Origin of the sequence: Thioclava dalianensis (genome assembly GCF_000715505.1) — a bacterium.
GTDB lineage: Bacteria > Pseudomonadota > Alphaproteobacteria > Rhodobacterales > Rhodobacteraceae > Thioclava > Thioclava dalianensis.
Genome location: NZ_JHEH01000088.1, coordinates 1 through 1,422, shown reverse-complemented (window position 1 = coordinate 1,422; position 1,422 = coordinate 1). Strand labels below are relative to the sequence as shown.

Annotated in this window: 1 protein-coding gene; it reads right to left on the bottom strand. The window is 58.6% G+C overall.

Annotated elements, in window-relative coordinates:
* Positions 1–319 precede the first annotated feature (319 nt).
* On the bottom strand, positions 320–1,348 hold the full coding sequence (locus DL1_RS20630; RefSeq protein ID WP_038070279.1) for an IS110 family RNA-guided transposase: 1,029 nt from the start codon (positions 1,346–1,348) through the stop codon (positions 320–322).
* Positions 1,349–1,422 lie beyond the last annotated feature (74 nt).

Below are 1,422 nucleotides of genomic sequence, written 5' to 3'. Positions count from 1 at the left end.
CTTCGGTAACGGGGGCGTCTCTGTCAAGCAGTTTTGCGCAAAACAATTGATCCGCCATAGCGGTTCCTTTGATATTCTTGTGCCCGTCTTGGCTTCTGTCGGGGCTTTCGGCTGAGGTCCTTGGGGTACATGCTTCGGTTCGTGGTCAGCGCGGCGGCTGCCAACATGATGCTGGTTCGATGTAATTCCGATGTGCCCATCTCATAGGCGTACTTGACGGAAGTCAGCGACAGTCCAGACCACGGCATCATCGGAACCACGTCCCTGCGGGACCTCGAAAGCCTGCAATCAGGCAGGCAACGGGTGGGGTATCATCCTGTCAGACAGTGTTCGGCGCCGCAGCTGACTGGAAGGTTGCGCCATCTACCCAAATCCGATGAAGAATGACCGCGATGCGGCGTGCGAGAGCGACCATCGCGATTTTACGACCGCGCCGCTGCGCGAGCTGAGCTCCCCATGTTCTCAGCCATGTCGATCGGCCACGGTTCATCATGACGGTTGCTGCCTGGCATAATGCTCGCCTCAGATTGACGTCTCCGGCTTTGGTGATGCCGCCTGACACATCCCGTTCACCGGACTGGTTGCGTGAGGGCGTCAAGCCAACCCAAGGACCAACCCTCTTCGAAGACCGAAAGCGCGCCGGATCATCGACGGCTGCGCGGAAGGTCAGCGCTACGACCGCCCCGATCCCCGGCATTGTCATGAGGCGACGGCATACTGCATCGTCTCCGGCAAACTGGCGCACGCGCTTTTCGAGACCAGCCAGTTCCTGTCGTAGAGATGCTCTGGCCCGCAGCATAGGTGCTGTCGCGGTTTCCAACATTGGATTGCCATCCGCCAACTCCCGAATGCGCGCCTCAAATCTACCGCGAGAGATCGCACCGACCTTCAGACCGAAGTTTCGTAGCAGTCCACGCATCGACATTTCCAATGCCAGCATGCCCTGTTGAATGGCTTTCCGGGCGCCGAGAACAGCGCGGACTTCCTGAGCCGAGACAGATTTACAGTGAACCGGACGGAACCAGCCGAGGTGGAGAAGGCGCGCAATCCCTTCGGCATCCCGACGGTCCGTCTTGATCGGCATTGCTTTCAGCGCTCCTTTCACCTGCCGCGTTTCCATAAGAACCGCATCAAGGCCAGCTTTGGTCAGCCCGCGATGCAGCCATTGCGACAGTGGCCCAGCCTCCAGACCGATTGCCGCGATGCTGCCGTCCAGATCGTCGAGCAAGCGCGTCAGAAAATCGGGTTCGCTTTCAGTCTCAGCCTCTTTGATGATCTTGCCGTGCTCGCTGATCACGCAGACCGAGGTCTTCGATAGCGATACATCCAATCCAACAAACAACTTCATCCCGTCATCCTCCATCTAGGTGCATTACGGGAATGGCGACAGCACGGTGCTGATAAGGCAAGTGGCAACGGCGG